This is a genomic window from Cyclobacteriaceae bacterium, from assembly GCA_025808415.1.
GTDB lineage: Bacteria > Bacteroidota > Bacteroidia > Cytophagales > Cyclobacteriaceae > UBA2336.
Map to the genome: position 1 here is coordinate 2,407,265 of CP075525.1, position 14,278 is coordinate 2,421,542.

Here is a 14,278-nt window from a genome sequence, read left to right on the forward strand (position 1 = left end):
CATGCAGGTTCAGATCAAAAGTATAAATAATACACCATCTTATAACTCCAACTCAATCGTCTCACCCACCCCAAAAGCCTTACCGCCTTTTGATGGCTTGTCGGTTTTTTTGGCTACCGTTTTCGGCTCACTTTTTTCGTTTTGGTTTTGCTCGCTTTTTTCGGTGGGCTTTGGCGCTTCGAAGAGGCTGGCTTGCTCGACTTTTTGCTTTGCTTTTTTGCCGCTTGGGTTGCCTTCCTGGCTTTGCTTTTTGGGCTCTTCGAAGAGGCTGGCTTGCTCGTTGGGCTCCCCCTCTTTTTTTTTTGGCGACTCGCCACCCTTTCCGGTTTCGGTCGCCTCAATGTCGTCAGCTTCGCCTGGAGATTGCTCTTCCGGTTCGTCCGGTAAATGCACCTTCGTTACCTTAAACTGACTGAGTCGGTTGCCTAAAGCTTTCCAACCCTTCACATCCACTACATCCTCCAGGTTAATAACCTCTGTAACCTTCTTTTTGTCTTTACCTTTAATTAACTCAAGTTCAATTTCCGGTGTATCGCTTGTGGTTACCAATACCAGACGTGATCCTATGGTTTCGGAGATGAACCCAAATTCCTTATCGGCTGTGCTGGTTTCAACTACAAATCGCTTCACCATATGCTGCTTCGATTCCCCATCGATGTACACGGCCGAGATCACTTTTTTGGGGCTGAACTTCTCTACGGTCAGTGTTTTTTCCGGATCGAACCGAGTGGTGAGATCATACCCGGTTATCCGGTACGAACCGTTGCGTAGGAAGGTAATAATCTGATCCTCCCCAGCAAACTTCCCAAGGTATTTGCCACGCTCATCTTTGTTCAGCTTACCGGCATCGGCATCGTACCACAAATTAAGTTTACCTAAAGTTGATGTACCCGCTTGCAGGAAGTCGACTTTACGGATGGGATACTTGGTGAGAATGTTACCACGCGCTCCCCTGCCTTTTACTTCAAGGTCGGCAAAATCAAATTCGAATATTTTTTTACGCGCTGTGCTCGACTGCGATAACTTCACTTCAACAATTTCTGCTTCACCATTCGGGTTGCCCGTCACATAATGAATCTTCGAGTTCGGATGGCCTTGAGTCAGATCATATTCCTTGTCGCGGATAACGCCCGGCATGGTGAATCGCTTTACAAAACCTTTTCCGGTTTTACCATCGGAGTAGATCAGGTTATACACCATGCGGTCATCGCCTTTCTTCCACACGCCTACATACAGAATGTCTTTACCCATAAAGACTTTTTCAGAAATGCGACTCACCAATGCTTTGCCATCTTTGCGGATGGCGATGATGTCATCCAACTCGGAACAATCGCACACAAACTCATCGCGCTTCAAGCCGTAACCCACAAAACCATCGGTACGGTTTACATAAAGTTTTTGGTTGATGGCAATTACTTCCGTTGCTGTAACCGATTGGAAGCTCTTAATCTCCGTTTTGCGTTCACGGCCTTTACCGTACTTATCCAGCAGGTTCTGGTAATAAGATATTGCATAGTCCGTAAGGTGCTTTAGGTGGTGTTCTGTTTCCTTTAACTGCTTTTCAAGGTCTTTGAGCAACTCATCCGCCTTGAATGAATCGTATCGGGAAATGCGCTTGATCTTGATTTCCGTAAGCCGAACGATATCATCGGTGGTGATTTCCCTGTAAAACTTCTTTTTATGGGGTTTCAGGCCCTTATCGATGGTTGAAATGACTTCCTCCCAGCTTTCGCACTCTTCAATGTCGCGGTAAATACGGTTTTCGATGAAAATCTTCTCTAAAGACGAAAACAGGATTTTCTCCTTCAATTCGGCCTTTTTGATCTCCAGCTCCTGTTTGAGCAGCTTAACCGTCTGATGGGTGTTGTACTTCAGAATGTCGTTTACTGTCATGAATTGCGGCTTGTCTTCCACAATCACGCAGGCATTGGGCGAAATGCTGATTTCGCAATCCGTAAAGGCATACAGCGCATCCATGGCCACTTCTGGAGATTGGCCCGGTTGCAGGTTGATCTGGATTTCTACATCCTTAGCTGAGTTATCCACCACCTGTTTAACTTTAATCTGTCCCTTCTCGCTGGCCTTAACGATGGATTCCATCAAAGAAGTAGTAGTGGTAGAAAAAGGTATCTCCCTGATTACAAGGGTCTTTTTATCAACTATATCAATCTTTGCACGCACCTTGATTTTACCACCCCGCAAACCTTGGTTGTATTCGGAAAAGTCGCCAATACCCCCTGTCGGGAAATCCGGATAGATCTTTGGGTTCCTGCCTTTGAGTACATCAATAGATGCCTTAATTAACTCACAGAAGTTATGCGGGAGTATTTTGGTGGAAAGACCTACGGCAATGCCTTCAACACCTTGTGCCAACAACAATGGAAACTTGACCGGAAGCGTTACCGGCTCCTTTTTACGGCCATCGTACGAAAGCTGCCATTCGGTTGTCTGGGCATTGTATACCACATCCAGCGCAAATTTGGAAAGGCGGGCTTCTATGTATCGGGGAGCAGCGGCACTATCACCTGTGCGCACATCGCCCCAGTTACCCTGGGTTTCGATCAAAATATCTTTCTGACCGATGTTTACTATGGCCTCTCCGATGGCAGCATCGCCATGCGGGTGATACTGCATGGTGTTACCGATTACGTTAGCCACTTTGTTGAAGCGGCCATCATCCATCTCTTTCAACGAGTGCATGATCCTGCGCTGCACCGGCTTAAAGCCATCTTCAATGCGCGGTACGGCACGCTCCAGTATTACATACGAAGCATAATCAAGGAACCAATCCTGGTAAAGGCCATCCACACCAACAGAAATAATCCCCTCCTGGCCTTTCTTGCTCTTACCTTTCACATCAGGTGCTTTTACAACTTTCTTTTTCTTGCTCATTTGCAGGGATAACTAAACGGTTGCTTCAACTTCTTCTGTGGCTTCTACTTTGTCCAACTCTATCCGGAGGTTGTCAATGATGAAATCCTGGCGATCGGGCGTGTTCTTACCCATGTAAAATTCCAATACATCGCGCAGGTGGCTGTCTTTATCCAACTGCACTGGCTGCAGCCTGATGTTGTCCCCGATAAACTTGCCGAATTCATCTGGAGAGATTTCACCCAAGCCCTTGAAACGGGTAATCTCCGGCTTACTGCCCAATTTCTTTATCGCATCTTGCTTTTCTTCTTCGCTGTAGCAGTAAATGGTTTCTTTCTTATTGCGAACCCTGAACAAGGGCGTCTCCAGAATGAACACGTGCCCTGCTTTCACCAAATCGGGAAAAAATTGAAGGAAGAACGTCATCAACAGCAAACGGATGTGCATGCCGTCCACATCGGCATCGGTAGCGATGATCACTTTGTTGTAACGCAAGCCATCCAGGCCATCTTCAATATTCAACGCATGTTGAAGCAGGTTGAACTCTTCATTTTCATACACCACTTTTTTGGTCAAGCCAAAACAGTTTAACGGCTTACCTCTCAGCGAGAAAACAGCTTGCGTCTCCACATTTCTTGACTTGGTAATCGAGCCACTGGCAGAGTCCCCTTCGGTAATAAAAATCATGGAACCGAAACCGAGCTGGTCCTGCTCATCGAAATGAAAGCGGCAATCGCGTAGCTTTTTGTTGTGCAGGTTGGCCTTTTTAGCCCGTTCGTTGGCCAGCTTTTTAATACCGGCTATTTCCTTCCGCTCCCGCTCTGATTGCATGATGCGCTTGAGCATGGCATCGGCTACCGAAGGGTTTTTATGCAGGTATATTTCCAGTTCTTTTGCTACGAAATCGCCCACGTAAGATCGTACCGATTGGCCCTCGGGTGCCATGTTAACCGAACCCAGCTTGGTTTTCGTCTGTGATTCGAACACGGGCTCCTGCACGCGCACGGCAATGGCAGCGATTACGCTGGCCCGGATGTCGGATGCATCAAAATCTTTCTTATAAAAATCACGAACGCCCTTGATCATGCCTTCGCGGAAGGCGGCTAAGTGCGTTCCGCCTTGTGTGGTATTCTGTCCGTTAACAAATGAGTAATACTCTTCACCATACTGATTGCCGTGCGTTAGGGCAAACTCAATGTCATCGCCCTTTACATGGACAATAGGGTACCGTATTTCTTCGGGATCAGTTTTCTGCTTTAGCAGGTCAAGCAAACCATCTTTTGAAAAGAATTTTTTACCATTATAATTGATGGTAAGCCCGGCATTCAGGAATGCATAATTCCACATCAGGTCCTCGAGATAATCGGGAATGAAGTGGTAGTTTTTAAACATGGTATTGTCAGGCTCAAACTCAACCAATGTACCGTTGCGCTCTTTGGTCTTGGCCACCTTGGGGTCGCTGGTCAGTATACCTTTCTTAAACTCGGCCAGTTTGGTCTGGCCATCGCGGAAAGCCTGAACCTTGAAATAGTTGGAGAGTGCATTAACCGCCTTCGTACCAACACCATTCAACCCTACCGATTTTTGGAAGGCACCGGAGTCGTATTTCGCACCGGTGTTGATTTTGGAGACCACATCCACCACCTTACCCAGCGGAATGCCCCGGCCATAATCGCGCACGGTAACATTTTTTTCGTTAATGGTGATGTCGATGGTTTTTCCATAGCCCATCATGTGCTCATCGATACAGTTGTCAACTACTTCCTTGACGAGCACATAAATACCATCATCCTTGGATGAACCATCCCCCAGCTTACCGATGTACATGCCTGGCCGCAGCCGAATATGCTCCCGCCAGTCCAGTGACTTGATGCTGGCTTCGGTGTACTCAAACATGTTAGAAGCTTTTTCAGGTTTAGAAGCTTTAGCCATAAAAATTCAAGAACCAGTTAAAAAAATGAGGTTATTTGCCAATAACGCGAAATTTTGGATCACTGCAACTTTTATTCAACAATGTTGAACTACAAAAATTTGTAAACTGGGTAATCATAAAAGACTGATTAACAAATACTATTGTACTGAGTATAGAACTGATAAATCAAGAAAAGATTTTTCGGTAGAGGACAATTATAGGCCAACTGGTAATCCACACCCCGATTAACCCTACACCGAAATAAAGCACCACACCTGCCCTGGCAAAATCAAACTTCTCGGTGCTGTTATAAAGGCCAATAAAACTAAAGGCAATAACCAGAAAAATATTGATGGTGATCACCAACCCTGTAAACCAGGTCCTAAATCCTTCATCCGGACCCTTTGGTTTACCAAATACAAATGCCATGGTGTTGCCCATGCCAATGATAGCCAGCCAGGCGTAAAAAAGAACTTCTTTATCCATGGCGTATGTCGAAACCTCCAGTTCCCTGATCACTACCTGTTCCGGCAACCCGGCATATACCCACATTAAATTGGCCACAACAGCCAGAAACGATATGAACCAAACCCCTCTGAAAACTTTTGAAATCATGTTTGTAAATTAGCCCCGCAAATAAACAACAAATCACCTTGAACGTAAACCCGATTGTACTTTCCATCCCTATCTTTTTCATCCTGATGGGAATTGAACTGATCGTTGAGCGCCTGACACATCAGAAGCTTTACCGATTACCGGATTCCATTGCCAACCTGAGCTGTGGGATTACCAGCCAACTATCAGGGTTGTTCCTTAAAATATTTGCCATTGGCGCTTACCAGTTTTTGTTCGAACACTTTGCCTTTTTCACCCTGGAACGCACCTGGCTGTATTGGCTTATGTTGTTCTTACTGGCCGACATGGCGTACTATTGGGCACACCGGATGAGCCATGAAATCAATTTATTCTGGGGCGGGCATGTGGTGCATCACCAGAGTGAAGAATATAATTTATCGGTAGCGCTGCGGCAAAGTTCGTTGCAAGTGGTTTGGACATTTGCGTTTAGCCTGCCCCTGGCGTTTATTGGTTTTCAAACACTTGATTTTGCGTTAATGTCGGCTTTCATTACCCTTTACCAGTTCTGGATACACACCGAAACCATTAATAAAATGGGATGGTTTGAATATATTTTCAATACGCCTTCACACCACCGCGTGCATCACGGGCGCGACCCAAAATACATCGATAAGAACCATGCCGGAACACTGATCATTTGGGATAAAATGTTCGGCACCTTTCAGGAAGAAGAAGAACGGCCAACCTACGGCATCACAAAGCCCATCAACAGTTGGAATCCCATCTGGGCCAACATTAGCCATTATGCCGAAATGAGTAAGGATATAAAGCAAATTCCGAAGTGGGGTGACCGCTTGCGCTATTTGTTCAAGAAGCCCGGGTGGCTACCGGACTACATGGGTGGCTACCGGGCAGCACCAGCAGTAGATAAAGCTACTTACAAAAAGTACGATACCCCCGCACCCTTTAGGCTCAACTTTTATGTCTTGTTCCAATACACACTATGTCTGTTGGCTACTGCTTTATTCCTGTTCAAGTCATCAACTTTTTCGCTTGCGGAGAAAACCATAATTACCCTACTGATTTCCATTACCGTGGTAAATTGTGGCGTGCTGTTTGAAAACCGGAAATGGGTAGTTTGGTCGGAGTGGATTCGTATTATCTTCTATCCTGCTTTACTGCTGGCCCTAACATTTTACTTCCGTTTGCCCACATGGTATTATGCCGTTGGGGTTGGGTATTTTATCATCTCATTTACCTGGTTTTATTCGATAACCAAAAAACATGCGTCATTACAGTTGGCTTAGCTTTGTATCAATCCTTTTGCTGTTTGCTTCGTGTGGTAAGCCATTGCCCGCATTAAACAATTTAAACCTGGACGAATGGCGAAGCGACCGTGAGGGTTGCAACGGGCAACGGGCAGGAATGGAACAAGCCATACGAAGTGAGAAAGATAAATTGCTTGCCCTGGACGAAAAGCAGGTGATTACCATACTTGGTCGGCCTGATCAAAATGAATTGTATAAACGTAACCAGAAATTTTATACCTACTTTTTGGCACACGGCCCTGCCTGCGATCCATCCCCAGGGCAACCGTTAAAGCTTATTGTACGCTTCAATGCCATGGGCCTGGCCAATGAGGTAACGGTTGAGTGATTTGCCTTTCATGTTGGTTAGGAATTTTGTAACTTCCATCCAACTAAACAATGTAGCCATGCAATTTCACCCCAATGAAATGTTTTTGCTTTATAACCCTCATTCCAGCGATGGGAAAAAGACAAAAGCTATGGCCTTGGACATTTGCAGCCACATTAACGAAGTAGATTCACTTCACGAAAAAGTTGGCCCCACGTATTGGAAAGAAGTTATATCCATGTTGGGCGTTGACCCGCAGGAGTTGCTTGATCAATCGCATCCGGATTACAAATTAAAAGTGGGTGATCAAACCTATACGATGACAGGTTGGCTGGACATTATTATGCACAATCCCCAGCTCATTAAAAATCCCATTGCCATTTTTAATGGTAAGGCTATCGTTTGTCATCAACCGTCCGATATCCTGAAACTTGGCACACCCAGGAGTGCCAGTAAAGTACTGCCCCACCTCAGGCGTAACGAATAACACACTAACTCATCAATGCGTTGTGGGGCAACTGTTGCCTGCGCGCCTTTGCGTTGGCGATGGCCCTGCGAAGCACATTCACCAATTCATCTTTCGATTTGTAATTCAATGGATAGATTAGTGAGGTCTTGAAATAGAACTCTTTCCCCAATTGTTCGGGATGGTACAGGTTTACTTTGTACACACCACCGAGCGATTCAATTTCTACGGATTCAATGTTTTCCAGGGGGATAACATAATCCTGTTGTTTCTGATAAACATATAAAAACTCCTCATCGAACGATGCTTGTTGAAATTTTTTCACGATGCGGATACCGGCATATAAAAAGTAGCCATATACGACAGTTTGACCTATTGCATAAAACCATCCTACCCGGATAGATGAAATTACAATTAATCCAAAAAAAACAATGTAGAGCACATAGAGTACCCATCGGTACGAACCCAAAAAACGTGAGGATAAACGAATGGTTTTTTGTTTTTCAACCATGGTGTAAAGTATATCTTTGCGCCACAAAATACGAAATGATATGAAGCAGATTGCAGTAATTGGTTCAGGCACTATGGGCAATGGCATTGCTCATGTTTTTGCGCAGTATGGTTATGCTGTAAACCTGGTTGATATAGCCGATGGTGCGTTGCAAAAAGCCCTCGACACCATTGAAAAAAACCTTGAACGACAGGTATCAAAGCAATTGATTACCCCGCAAACCAAAACAACTGCATTGGCAAACATTAGCACGTTTACCGACCTGAAGACTGGGGTTTCCACAGCCGACCTGGTTGTTGAAGCCGCCACTGAAAACATTGAATTAAAGCTTAAAATTTTCAAAGACCTGGATGCATACTGCAAGGCCGATGCTATCCTGGCCTCCAACACCTCCTCCATTTCCATTACAAAAATAGCTTCTGTAACCAACCGGCCCGACAAAGTAATTGGTATGCACTTTATGAACCCGGTACCCGTGATGAAGTTGGTTGAGGTAATCCGTGGTTATAATACCAGCCATGAAGTAACGCACACCATCATGAACCTTTCCAAAATGCTTGAAAAGGTACCGGTTGAAGTGAACGACTATCCTGGTTTTGCGGCCAACCGTATTTTAATGCCCATGATCAATGAAGCGATCTACTCCCTTTATGAAGGGGTCGCGGGCGTAAGCGAGATTGACACCGTAATGAAATTAGGGATGGCCCACCCGATGGGTCCGCTACAGCTAGCAGATTTTATCGGGTTGGATGTTTGTCTATCGATCCTTAAGGTACTGCACGATGGATTCGGAAACCCCAAATATGCGCCCTGCCCGTTGTTGGTTAACATGGTACAGGCTGGTCACAAAGGTGTGAAATCCGGAAGCGGATTTTATAAATACTCGGCTGGCAGTAAAGATTTGGTTGTTGCTGATCAGTTCAAATAGTTGTTAGTTGATGGTTATGCGTTGTTCGTAAAAAAACCAACAACAAATAACCAACAACGAACAACGATCTACTTCTTAAGCAGATCCCTGATCTCCGTCAACAATTGCACATCAGCCGGTGGCGGTGGTGGCGGGGCAGCTTCTTCTTTCTTCTTAGCTGCATTTATTCCTTTCACGATCAGGAAGAGTACAAAGGCAATAATGATAAAATTTAAAACACCGGCCAGGAAATTACCATACTTCACCGTTCCCCACAGCGTCAATTCACTTAGTTCTGTGAGTTGTGCAGCCTCAAGGGCAGGTTTGAGCAACAAAGGTGTAATCACATCATCAATTAATGAGCTTACAATTTTGCCAAAGGCGCCACCGATAATCACACCAATGGCCAGATCGATAACATTGCCACGCATGGCAAACTTTTTGAATTCTTGTAACATAGGTTAAGAGGTTAGGTTGTAAACATAAAAAGTTATTGGGAAATGTTTAGTGGTTTGGCCTTAATTTAAGTTCCTGCTTGCGCATGGGCATTTGATCAATAATGGCAAAAAGCTGGTGGGGGGTAACAGGCTCATAACTCCTGAATTTCTCTCCCCCGTCCTTGCCCATTAAGATCAATGTAAAAACCGGGTTCGTAACATTGAACTGCCTATACAATGCTTGCCCATGCACAGAAGAGTCTGCCAGAATGATTTTAATGGACCGTTCCTTGCAACCTGCCGCATCGCTTGAAAGCCAACGTTGCTGTTTCACGACCTGGGTGCTATCACCGAAAAGGTAAATTAACCTGTATTGGCCTAAACCCGATTGGGCTTGTAAATTAGCGGCAATAAGTAATGGAAATATTTTTAGCAGGAATTTACGCACAAGTAAGGTAACAACCCGAAAGTCAAAAAGTTACTTCACCCGGTTAAGTGGGTTACGCACGCCCGAGTAAGCGGTGAGTTCAACCCCGGCACTACCGATAAACATGTTGGCGCTGATCTTTAACGGAATACGGTTCTTATCATCCGAGAACCATGCGGTTATAGAATTTTCCCCACTGAATAATTTATTGTCGGGCATCAGGGGTTTCAAAACAATAGCGTTGAATTTACCGGCTTTTGTCCTCACTACTTCTTTACCCTTATACAGTATTTTCAACTCATAAAGGGTATCTTCAAAAAAGCCTTTCACTACAATCGTATCATTTACCTTAACCTTGCTGAAATCCTGTGTACGCATGTACATAAACCCTGCAATAAGGTCACGCACCTGTGGCGGTGCATCGTAGTGGTGCGGCTCTTTATATTCTCCGGTCTTCTGGTTCAGCACTTTGGCTTCAATTTTACCGTTTACATGATCGAAGTTTACTACTTCATCTTTCTTATACTTTCCTTCTCGGATTTTTCGATAAGTCATGTGCGGCACCAGTGCCACGGTATCAATATAAGCACCCCATTGGTCGTTCACATCGGCAACCCAATCGACCATACCGGTTGTTTTCCCGTATACATCCACCTTAAAACAATCGCGATTGTTCATTTTGTGGTAATTGCTGTGAATGACGGTGGAGCCCTTCCCTACTGTAAAGATGCCGTAACTCATTTTATACTCCAGCACTTCGCCTTTGGTAAAGCTGTTGTTCTTAACGAAGGGGTAAATATCGTTTTGACCGGATGTAAAAGCCGAAAGAATGACTACTAACGTTGCGCTTACAATCAGGGTTCGCATACTGCAAAGATTACGCAAAGGTATAAAACAGTTGTTTCCTAAACATAACCTTTCAAACCCGATGCCAAAACGATGGACCTAAACGGAAACATTATTTTCGCGCAAAGCATCGTTCAACGAGGTTTTTTTATCGGTACTCTCCTTGCGTTTACCGATGATCAGTGCACAGCCCACCGCAAACTCTCCGGCCGGGAATTTTTTTGTATACGATCCGGGGATGACCACAGCGCGATCAGGTACGTATCCTTTATACGCGATGGGTTCGGCACCGGTCACATCAATGATTTTTGAACTGGCCGTTAGCACAACATTTGCGCCTAATACAGCCTCTTTACCAACCCGAACTCCTTCCACAACGATGCAGCGTGAGCCGATAAAAGCATTGTCTTCAATAATTACCGGTGCTGCCTGAACAGGCTCCAAAACACCGCCAATACCTACCCCACCGCTCAGGTGAACGTTTTTTCCAATCTGGGCACAGCTGCCAACGGTCGCCCAGGTATCCACCATGGTGCCTTCATCAACATAGGCGCCAATGTTTACATACGAAGGCATCATAATTACACCTTTGCTTACGTAGGCACCATAACGCGCAATGGCATGCGGCACTACGCGAACACCCAAGGCCTTGTAATTTTTTTTCAGTGCGATCTTATCATGAAATTCAAATGGGCCAACTTCAAGGGTTTCCATTTGCTGGATGGGGAAGTATAAAATTACGGCCTTCTTAACCCACTCGTTCACCTGCCAGCCATTAGCTACTGGTTCGGCTACGCGCAACTCGCCTTTATCCAGCTTTTCAACAACCGAACGGATAGCAGCCTGGTGATCGGGTTGCTGCAACAAGCTTCTGTCTTCCCATGTCTTTTCAATGATCTGTTTTAGTTCCATCTTTAGCACCGGTTTTAATGCGATTAAATTTTGCCGCAAGTAAACAAAATCAGCAGAATAGTTATTGCCTCAGTGCTGAAACCTGTGGATGAAACCCGCATGTTTGCAAAAATAGGTACTGCGTTGGCGCAGGCAGGGCATGAAGTTCACATTATAGGCTTTCCAACCCAACACACTAAGCCTGACCCGGCAGTAAAATTCCACCCGATTGCAAACCAAGCTTTTTCGAGGCTTAGCCTGACGCGTTTGTTGACACCTTTTAAAGCGCTGCGTATTGCCCTTCAGGTAAGGCCCGATTATCTCATTATCACCACGCATGAGTTACTGTTTATGGCGTGGTGGTGCAAACTGATCACAGGATGCAAAGTAATCTATGATGTACAAGAAAACTATTACCGAAACATTCGCTTTACCAATGCTTTTCCTGCCGGTATGCGTATTGTGTTGGCTTGTTGGGTAAGGCTTAAAGAGCGCCTGCTGCACCCAATCATTCACGTTTACCTGCTGGCCGAAAAAGGCTATCAACAAGAACTTCGGTTTGCAAAACCTCATATCATATTGCAAAACAAGATAACCCGGGTCATGGCCGGGCAATTCAAAAAGGAAAAACATACGGGCTATTCGCGATTGCTGTTCAGCGGTACACTGGCCGAAACAACGGGTGTGTTTCACGCCATTCAACTTGCAGAAGAATTGCACAACCTTGATAATAATATCCACCTAACCCTAATCGGTCATTGTACATCCCACACCACACACCTGCAGTTGCTTGAGCTTGCTCGACAAAAAAGCTGCATTGATTATCGTGGAAGTGAACATCCCGTGCCCCACAAAACAATTCTTAAGGCTGTGGGCCAAGCCGATTTCGGAATTGTATGGTACCCGCCTAACCCCAGTACCGCCTGTTCCATTCCAACAAAACTATTCGAGTATTTAGGGCTAAACCTGGCGATTTTGGTTTCACATACTCCGGAGACGGAACAACTTGTTCAACAGCAAGGAGCCGGAATTATACTCGCACAACCTGTTGATTACCAGAAATTACTCATGAATATGAAGACCTTTAGCCTGCCCCAGGAACGACAGCATAGCTATTTTGATGAGGATGTTTTGGCTTTGGTAGAGGCACTGGGTAAATAAACTACCTAAATATTTTTTTAGACTAACCTAAACTTTATACCTTTGCGTACCGTTATTATTGACGTATGCTTAGTCTTACCGAAGAAAATTACCTCAAAGCTATCTATCACCTTTCGGATGGCGGCTTAAAGGCAGTCCTTACCAATGAGATTGCCGAATCGATACAAACAAGGCCTGCTTCCGTAACGGATATGGTGAAAAAACTGGCCGGTAAAAACCTGATCACTTATGAAAAATATTATGGCGTTAACGTGACAAAACTCGGCAAATCAGAAGCGCTTTCCATTATCCGAAAACACCGGTTATGGGAAACGTTTTTGGTAGAGAAACTGGGTTTTGACTGGGGCCAGGTACACGATGTTGCCGAACAATTGGAGCATATACAATCTGCTTTGCTGATTGAAAAACTGGATGAATTCCTGGGCTTTCCAGCTGCCGATCCGCACGGCCACCCAATACCCGACAAAAACGGAAAGTTTCACGTTTCACGACAAATCCCATTGGTTGAAGCCACCGGAAAAAAAACCAAAGTGCGGGCCGTGCGGAACAGCTCACCCTCTTTTTTGGATTACCTGAGCAAAATCGGCATCTATATCGGGGCAACCGTGCAGGTGCTGGAACGACTGGAGTTTGATGGCTCACTCGAAATTGCAATTGACGGAAAGAAAAGAGTTTTCATCTCTAAGGAGGCCGGTGAAAATATACTGGTAACAGAATGATGCGCCCGATATTCACAGTAATAGTCAGTGGTTTAATTGTCTTTGCATGTTCGCGAAAAACCGAAACCATAGAAAACCGGGCATTAAAAATCGTTACCACCACCGGCATGATACAAGATGCTGTTAAAAATATTGCCGGTAAACATGCCCGCGTTGAGGCACTTATGGGGCCGGGGGTTGACCCGCATTTATACAAAGCCACACAAGGTGATTTAAAAAAATTAACCGAAGCCGATATTGTATTCTACAACGGCCTGCACCTGGAGGGTAAAATGGGTGAAGTATTGGAGAAGTTATCGCGTAGCAAACCGGTACTGGCCGTTGCAGCCTCTTTGCCCGACAGCGCCTTGCTCCACGTTGAAGGTTTTAATGGGATAATCGATCCGCACGTCTGGTTTGATGTAAAACTATGGATGCAGGTAGTAAGCACCATCCACAACTTTCTTGTTGAAATAGACCCTGTTCAAAAATCTTATTACGATTCGGCTGCACAGGCCTACACGGCACAGCTTGACTCCCTGCACCGCGCCATTGGGGCACAGTTGCTAACCATTCCTGAGGAACAACGGGTGCTGATAACCGCGCATGACGCCTTCGGTTATTTTGGGCGAGCATATAACATTCAGGTTCGCGGGCTGCAGGGAATTTCAACCATGGCCGAATTCGGCTTGCGTGATGTTACCGAACTGGTTGATTTTATTATCGAACGAAAAATCAAAGCGATTTTTGTCGAGTCGTCCATCTCGCCAAAATCCATCCAGGCTGTTGAGGAAGGATGTAAAAAGAAAAACTGGCAGGTTAAAATTGGTGGAAATCTATACTCCGATGCGATGGGCAACCCCGGCACACCGGAAGGCACCTACATAGGCATGGTGCATGCCAACGTAAAAACCATTGTTGACGCCTTGAAATAATGATG

The 14,278-nt window shown here is 45.2% G+C and carries 15 protein-coding genes; 7 read left to right on the plus strand and 8 right to left on the minus strand.

Annotated elements, in window-relative coordinates; translation table 11 throughout:
• Nucleotides 1-39: 39 nt before the first annotated feature.
• The 3 genes from KIT51_10990 to KIT51_11000 all read right to left on the minus strand — a co-directional run bounded on the left by KIT51_10990 (nt 40) and on the right by KIT51_11000 (nt 5,398).
• A complete protein-coding gene (locus KIT51_10990; GenBank protein UYN85414.1) occupies nt 40-2,892 on the minus strand; it encodes a DNA gyrase/topoisomerase IV subunit A in 2,853 nt (950 codons plus the stop codon).
• Nucleotides 2,893-2,904: 12 nt separating this feature from the next.
• Nucleotides 2,905-4,767, minus strand: a complete 1,863-nt coding sequence (locus tag KIT51_10995; GenBank protein ID UYN88564.1) for a type IIA DNA topoisomerase subunit B — start codon at nt 4,765-4,767, stop codon at nt 2,905-2,907.
• Between the two features lie 202 nt (nt 4,768-4,969).
• Entirely contained in the window at nt 4,970-5,398 is a 429-nt protein-coding gene (locus tag KIT51_11000) for a hypothetical protein (protein ID UYN85415.1), read from the minus strand.
• Between the two features lie 38 nt (nt 5,399-5,436).
• On the opposite strand from KIT51_11000, the gene KIT51_11005 reads away from it, so the two are divergent.
• Genes KIT51_11005 through KIT51_11015 form a run of 3 tightly spaced genes read left to right on the plus strand, consistent with a single transcriptional unit; the run spans nt 5,437 to nt 7,481 of the window.
• Nucleotides 5,437-6,666, plus strand: coding sequence for a sterol desaturase family protein (locus KIT51_11005; GenBank protein ID UYN85416.1), 1,230 nt, complete (start codon nt 5,437-5,439; stop codon nt 6,664-6,666).
• Entirely contained in the window at nt 6,644-7,015 is a 372-nt protein-coding gene (locus KIT51_11010; GenBank protein UYN85417.1) for a hypothetical protein, read from the plus strand. Before KIT51_11005 ends, KIT51_11010 begins: the two co-directional genes overlap by 23 nt.
• 58 nt (nt 7,016-7,073) lie before the next feature.
• Nucleotides 7,074-7,481 (plus strand): glutaredoxin, encoded by a 408-nt coding sequence (locus tag KIT51_11015; protein ID UYN85418.1) that lies wholly within the window; start codon nt 7,074-7,076, stop codon nt 7,479-7,481.
• A gap of 4 nt (nt 7,482-7,485) precedes the next feature.
• Here KIT51_11015 and KIT51_11020 read toward each other — a convergent pair whose 3' ends face one another.
• Nucleotides 7,486-7,971 carry a hypothetical protein gene (locus tag KIT51_11020; protein UYN85419.1) on the minus strand — a complete coding sequence of 162 codons (486 nt, stop codon included), beginning with the start codon at nt 7,969-7,971 and terminating at the stop codon, nt 7,486-7,488.
• Between the two features lie 40 nt (nt 7,972-8,011).
• Here KIT51_11020 and KIT51_11025 point away from each other — a divergent pair, with 40 nt between their 5' ends.
• The gene (locus tag KIT51_11025) at nt 8,012-8,899 is read left to right on the plus strand and encodes a 3-hydroxybutyryl-CoA dehydrogenase (GenBank protein UYN85420.1); all 888 of its coding nucleotides are present in this window, start codon (nt 8,012-8,014) and stop codon (nt 8,897-8,899) included.
• A gap of 68 nt (nt 8,900-8,967) precedes the next feature.
• On the opposite strand, the gene mscL is transcribed toward KIT51_11025, so the two are convergent.
• From mscL to KIT51_11045, 4 genes are all read right to left on the minus strand, one after another.
• Nucleotides 8,968-9,336 carry a large conductance mechanosensitive channel protein MscL gene (gene mscL, locus KIT51_11030; GenBank protein UYN85421.1) on the minus strand — a complete coding sequence of 123 codons (369 nt, stop codon included), beginning with the start codon at nt 9,334-9,336 and terminating at the stop codon, nt 8,968-8,970.
• A gap of 46 nt (nt 9,337-9,382) precedes the next feature.
• Nucleotides 9,383-9,763, minus strand: a complete 381-nt coding sequence (locus tag KIT51_11035; protein UYN85422.1) for a DUF4174 domain-containing protein — start codon at nt 9,761-9,763, stop codon at nt 9,383-9,385.
• A 30-nt stretch (nt 9,764-9,793) separates the two neighbouring features.
• Nucleotides 9,794-10,609: a DUF3108 domain-containing protein gene (locus KIT51_11040; GenBank protein UYN85423.1), complete on the minus strand. Its 816-nt coding sequence runs from the start codon at nt 10,607-10,609 to the stop codon at nt 9,794-9,796.
• 78 nt (nt 10,610-10,687) lie between these two features.
• On the minus strand, nt 10,688-11,500 hold the full coding sequence (locus tag KIT51_11045) for a 2,3,4,5-tetrahydropyridine-2,6-dicarboxylate N-succinyltransferase (protein UYN85424.1): 813 nt from the start codon (nt 11,498-11,500) through the stop codon (nt 10,688-10,690).
• Between the two features lie 30 nt (nt 11,501-11,530).
• Here KIT51_11045 and KIT51_11050 point away from each other — a divergent pair, with 30 nt between their 5' ends.
• The 3 genes from KIT51_11050 to KIT51_11060 all read left to right on the plus strand — a co-directional run bounded on the left by KIT51_11050 (nt 11,531) and on the right by KIT51_11060 (nt 14,273).
• Nucleotides 11,531-12,640 carry a glycosyltransferase gene (locus tag KIT51_11050; GenBank protein ID UYN85425.1) on the plus strand — a complete coding sequence of 370 codons (1,110 nt, stop codon included), beginning with the start codon at nt 11,531-11,533 and terminating at the stop codon, nt 12,638-12,640.
• A 65-nt stretch (nt 12,641-12,705) separates the two neighbouring features.
• Nucleotides 12,706-13,359: a metal-dependent transcriptional regulator gene (locus KIT51_11055; GenBank protein ID UYN85426.1), complete on the plus strand. Its 654-nt coding sequence runs from the start codon at nt 12,706-12,708 to the stop codon at nt 13,357-13,359.
• A complete protein-coding gene (locus KIT51_11060; GenBank protein UYN88565.1) occupies nt 13,359-14,273 on the plus strand; it encodes a zinc ABC transporter substrate-binding protein in 915 nt (304 codons plus the stop codon). The genes KIT51_11055 and KIT51_11060 overlap by 1 nt, the downstream gene beginning before the upstream one ends.
• The last annotated feature ends 5 nt before the right edge of the window (nt 14,274-14,278 follow it).

Bases quoted from the DNA above. Each gene is read 5' to 3' on its own strand.
- KIT51_10990 (UYN85414.1), bottom strand. From the start codon at position 2,892: ATGAGCAAGAAAAAGAAAGTTGTAAAAGCACCTGATGTGAAAGGTAAG.
- KIT51_10995 (UYN88564.1), bottom strand. From the start codon at position 4,767: ATGTTTGAGTACACCGAAGCCAGCATCAAGTCACTGGACTGGCGGGAG.
- KIT51_11000 (UYN85415.1), bottom strand. From the start codon at position 5,398: ATGATTTCAAAAGTTTTCAGAGGGGTTTGGTTCATATCGTTTCTGGCT.
- KIT51_11010 (UYN85417.1), top strand. From the start codon at position 6,644: ATGCGTCATTACAGTTGGCTTAGCTTTGTATCAATCCTTTTGCTGTTT.
- KIT51_11015 (UYN85418.1), top strand. From the start codon at position 7,074: ATGCAATTTCACCCCAATGAAATGTTTTTGCTTTATAACCCTCATTCC.
- KIT51_11020 (UYN85419.1), bottom strand. From the start codon at position 7,971: ATGGTTGAAAAACAAAAAACCATTCGTTTATCCTCACGTTTTTTGGGT.
- KIT51_11025 (UYN85420.1), top strand. From the start codon at position 8,012: ATGAAGCAGATTGCAGTAATTGGTTCAGGCACTATGGGCAATGGCATT.
- mscL (UYN85421.1), bottom strand. From the start codon at position 9,336: ATGTTACAAGAATTCAAAAAGTTTGCCATGCGTGGCAATGTTATCGAT.
- KIT51_11040 (UYN85423.1), bottom strand. From the start codon at position 10,609: ATGCGAACCCTGATTGTAAGCGCAACGTTAGTAGTCATTCTTTCGGCT.
- KIT51_11045 (UYN85424.1), bottom strand. From the start codon at position 11,500: ATGGAACTAAAACAGATCATTGAAAAGACATGGGAAGACAGAAGCTTG.
- KIT51_11055 (UYN85426.1), top strand. From the start codon at position 12,706: ATGCTTAGTCTTACCGAAGAAAATTACCTCAAAGCTATCTATCACCTT.
- KIT51_11060 (UYN88565.1), top strand. From the start codon at position 13,359: ATGCGCCCGATATTCACAGTAATAGTCAGTGGTTTAATTGTCTTTGCA.